General features: G+C 67.8%; 3 protein-coding genes. All 3 read left to right on the forward strand.

The genetic code is table 11. The features are described 5' to 3' along the window. Positions 1-88 precede the first annotated feature (88 nt). The 3 genes from A2X88_04775 (at position 89) to A2X88_04785 (ending at position 3396) form a co-directional block, all read left to right on the forward strand. Positions 89-577, forward strand: a complete 489-nt coding sequence (locus A2X88_04775) for a CarD family transcriptional regulator (GenBank protein OGP34764.1) — start codon at positions 89-91, stop codon at positions 575-577. A gap of 124 nt (positions 578-701) precedes the next feature. Then, positions 702-1871 carry a hypothetical protein gene (locus tag A2X88_04780; GenBank protein ID OGP34765.1) on the forward strand — a complete coding sequence of 390 codons (1170 nt, stop codon included), beginning with the start codon at positions 702-704 and terminating at the stop codon, positions 1869-1871. A gap of 16 nt (positions 1872-1887) precedes the next feature. Continuing rightward, entirely contained in the window at positions 1888-3396 is a 1509-nt protein-coding gene (locus A2X88_04785; GenBank protein ID OGP34766.1) for a cysteine--tRNA ligase, read from the forward strand. Positions 3397-3625 lie beyond the last annotated feature (229 nt).

Consider the following 3625-nt stretch of genomic DNA (forward strand, 5'->3'; position numbering starts at 1 on the left):
GAATTGACATGGGCCGCAACCGCATCTATAATACAGGAACCGATCTGAACCGATGACACTTGCTGTTGCTCCCCGGAGGTTCCAATCCATGAACTTCAAAGTAGGTGATCTGGCCGTCTACCCCGCCCATGGCGTGTGCACCGTGCAGGCGATCGAGACGAAGTCGATTTCCGGGGGAAAGAGGGAATCGTTCTACGTGCTCCGGATCCTCGACACCGGCGTGACGATTTTGGTCCCGAGGAACAACCTCGATCAGGTGGGGCTTCGCCGGATCATGGACGCCAAGACGGTCTCCTCGATCTACAAGATCCTCAAGAGCCGGGACGGAAGGGTGGACAACCAGCCCTGGAACCGCCGCTACCGGCAGTACATGGACAAGCTGAAGTCCGGGTCGCCCTTCGAGATCGCCGAGGTGCTCCGGAACCTACTCCTGCTCAAGGGGGAGAAGGTCCTCTCCTTCGGGGAGCGGAAGATGCTGGACACGGCGCGCTCTCTCCTCGTCAAGGAGATCTCCATCGCCAAGTCGGTGACGGAGGATGCCGTGGAGGCGGACCTGCGCCGCTTCCTGAATTTCTGACGGCCGCCGGGTTCCCCCGACGCGTTCCCCCCCCAGATCCCGCGTTGCCCCGCAAGGATCCAGCCGGCGATCTCCCGGTTGATGCACGCCCGGAATCCGCTATGCTGTATCCCCTGGAGGAGAGATGACCCGCGTGGTGGCCGTCGTGGTAGCCGGAGGATCCGGGGTGCGGATGGGAGGGCAGATGCCCAAGCAGTTTCTCCTGCTGGGGGGGCGCTCCATCCTCGACCGGTCGGTGTTCGCGGCCGCCGCCTGCCCGGAGATCGACGGGATCGTCCTCGCCCTTCCGCCCTCGTCCCCGCCGGGCCTGAAGGAGACCTACCGGGGAGCCGGCAAGGTGATCGAGGTCGTCGAGGGGGGGGAGGAGCGGCACGATTCGGTCCGCATTGCCCTCGAGGCGGTCCCGCCGGAGGCGGAGATCATCCTTGTCCACGACGCCGTGCGACCCTTCCTCTCCGGGGATCTGGTGTCGCGCTGCGTGGAGCTGGCCCGTGAGCATGGCGCGGTCGTGCCGGTGCTGCCGATCCGGGACACGGTCAAGGAGTGGAACCCCGCGTCCCGAAGCCTGGTCACCGTGGATCGGGCGAAGCTGATGCGGGTCCAGACGCCGCAGGGGTTCCGGGCCGGAATCCTGCGGGAGGCCTACCGGAAGGCGGCGGAGGAGCGGTTCGCGGGAACCGACGATGCGTCGATCGTGGAACGCGCCGGCCACCCGGTGATCCCGTTTCCGGGAAGCGAGGAGAATCTCAAGATCACCGTCCCGGAGGAGTACCGGATGGCCGCGGGACTGCTGCAGGAGGAGCCCGATTTCCGGATCGGGATCGGGGGCGACGCCCACCCGCTGGCCGCGGGGCGCGAACTCTGGCTGGGCGGGGTCCGCATCGAGCACGACCGGGGTCTGGTCGGACACTCCGACGGGGACGTTCTCCTGCACGCGATCGCCGATGCCGTCTACGGGGCGCTCGGCGACCGGGACATCGGGCACCACTTCCCGCCGGGGATTCCGGAGACGGAAGGGATCTCCAGCCGGAAGATCATCGCCCACGCCCGCACCCGGATGATCGACAGAGGCTTCGGGCTGGTGGGGCTGGACGCCGTCGTGGTCTGCGAGGAGCCGAGGATCGGCCCGCTCGCGGCGGCGCTGCGCGCCTCGATCGCCGAAATGTTCTCCGTGCCCGGGGACCGGGTGAGTCTCAAGGGGAAGACGACCGAGGGGATGGGGTTCGAGGGGCGCCGCGAGGGGATCTCCGCCTGGGCGGTGGCGCTGCTGCGGGGATCGGTCCCGAACCCATGATCCGGGAGACGACAGGATGGCGCTGACCGTGTTCAACACCCTGGGAAACCGGAAGGAGCCGTTCGTCCCGCTGACGCCTGGGGCGGTGCGGATGTACGTCTGCGGGGTGACGGTCTACGACCTCTGCCACATCGGCCATGCCCGTGCCAATGTGGCGTTCGACATCATCGTCCGGTACCTCCGCCACCGGGGGTACGCGGTCACCTACGTCCGGAACTTCACCGACATCGACGACAAGATCCTCCGCCGGGCGGCCGAGACGGGGACCGGCTACCTGCAGGTCTCGGAGCGGTACATCCGGGCCTTCAACGAGGACTTCGAACGGCTCGGGCTCGTCCGCCCCGACGCGGAGCCCCGCGCCACCGCCCACATCCCCGAGATCGTCGCGCTGGTGGAGGAACTGGTCCGCGCGGGGCTGGCCTACACGGTGGACGGGGACGTCTACTACGCGGTGAAGGGGTTCCGGGAGTACGGAAAACTGTCAGGAAGGAATGTCGAGGAGCTGCGGTCGGGGGCCCGTGTGGAGGTGGACGAGCGCAAGCGCGACCCGCTCGATTTCGCCCTGTGGAAGGCGTCGAAAGCCGGAGAGCCGGCCTGGGAGAGTCCCTGGGGGCCGGGACGGCCCGGATGGCACATCGAGTGCTCCGCGATGGCGATGAAGCACCTGGGCGAGACCTTCGACATCCACGGGGGAGGGAAGGACCTGGTCTTCCCCCACCACGAGAACGAGATCGCACAGTCGGAAGGGGCGACCGGGAAGCCCTTCGCCCGCTACTGGATCCACAACGGCTTCGTGAACGTCGACAGCGAGAAGATGAGCAAGTCGCTGGGGAACTTCTTCACCCTGCGGGAGGTCCTGGCGAAGGTGAAGCCCGACGTGCTGCGCTTCTTCTTCGCCTCGAGCCACTACCGCAGCCCCATCGACTACTCCGACCGGAGCCTGGCCGAGGCGCATGCGGGGCTCGACCGGCTCTACCGTGTCAAGGCGAAGGCGGAAGGATGCGGGGCGGCCGGGATCCAACCGTCCGAGGTCCCGGAGGACGGGGAATTTGCCCCGCTGCGCGACGCCCCGGCCAGGTTCGCCGAGGCGATGGACGACGACTTCAACACGGCGGCGGCGCTCGGGCACCTCTTCGACGCGGTCCGCGCCCTGAACCGGCTGGCCCCGGCCGACCCCTTCGCGGAGCCTGGGGACGCGGCGCGATTCCTGGCGGGGGTTGCGCTCCTCGACCCGCTGTTCGGGGTTCTCGGGCTGATGCGATCCTCCGCGAGGGAGTATTTCCAGGTCGTGCCGGAGCACTATGTGGTGAAACCGGAGAGCGGGTCGCTTCAGATTTTAGGCTCGGAGGCGAAATTAACGCATGGCCTGAACCCAGAGGGAATCGAACGCCGGATCGGGGAACGCAAGGAGGCCCGGGCCCGGAAGGACTACGCCGGGGCCGACCGGATCCGGAACGAGCTGGAGGCGCTGGGGATCCTCCTCGAGGACACGAAGGCCGGCACCACCTGGAAGTACAAGCCGTAGCGCCCCCTTGCCCGGGCGCCTTCGGGGCTTCGCCTCCCCCTCCTTCGGCTGGCTCCGCCCAAGTTGCGCCCCGTCGCGGGGGCGCACGGGACGGGCTCCGCCGCCTCGGAGGGGGGCTTCGCTTCGCCCGCCCTCCGCCCCCGGTTCATTCTTTTTATCTCCGCTCATCCCCCCTCCTTCGGCTTGCTGCGCCCGCGAGCCAGGGTCTCTTCAGACGGCTTGCTATGCC

The sequence above is a fragment of the Deltaproteobacteria bacterium GWC2_65_14 genome, assembly GCA_001797615.1.
Lineage (GTDB): Bacteria > Desulfobacterota > Deferrimicrobia > Deferrimicrobiales > Deferrimicrobiaceae > GWC2-65-14.

Excerpts from the sequence above, each read along its gene's own strand:
- A2X88_04780 (OGP34765.1), top strand. The coding sequence starts at position 702 with ATGACCCGCGTGGTGGCCGTCGTGGTAGCCGGAGGATCCGGGGTGCGG.
- A2X88_04775 (OGP34764.1), top strand. The coding sequence starts at position 89 with ATGAACTTCAAAGTAGGTGATCTGGCCGTCTACCCCGCCCATGGCGTG.
- A2X88_04785 (OGP34766.1), top strand. The coding sequence starts at position 1,888 with ATGGCGCTGACCGTGTTCAACACCCTGGGAAACCGGAAGGAGCCGTTC.